The sequence below is a fragment of the Clostridium sp. HBUAS56017 genome (assembly GCF_007115085.1).
Classification (GTDB): Bacteria; Bacillota; Clostridia; order Clostridiales; family Clostridiaceae; genus Clostridium; species Clostridium cibarium.
On sequence record NZ_SULK01000075.1, the window covers coordinates 1 to 408 of the forward strand.

The following is a 408-nucleotide window of genomic DNA, read 5'->3' on the forward strand; positions in this document are numbered from 1 at the left end:
TAACTCAATTTGTTCTTTGAAAATTGCACATAGTATATTGTTTGTATAAATACAACAAGCCAAGAAATATTCTTTGTATATTTAAACTAGTTTTACTTTGAAAGTGAAAACTAAATATATTATTAATATTTTATTTTTTTGCAGTTTTTTATTGTTAAGGAAAAAAGTATAATTAAATTTAGTAGAAACCATCAAAAGTTAAAACTGAGTGGCGTTAGGTCCGAAGAGTGCAAGGAGCCAAGTGGGTAATGCACGGAGCGTACTTTGTACGTGAGTACATGGAGCACGTAGGCGACGCAGCAATCTGAAGGAATAACGACACGAAGATAGGTCAAGCTACAAAGGGCGCATGGTGAATGCCTTGGCATCAGGAGCCGATGAAGGACGTGATAAGCTGCGATAAGCTTC

At 35.8% G+C, this 408-nt stretch carries 1 rRNA gene; it reads left to right on the top strand.

The window, feature by feature from the left end:
• Window positions 1-329: 329 nt before the first annotated feature.
• Window positions 330-408: ribosomal RNA gene (locus tag FAY47_RS19960) — 23S ribosomal RNA — on the top strand; the annotation flags it as partial.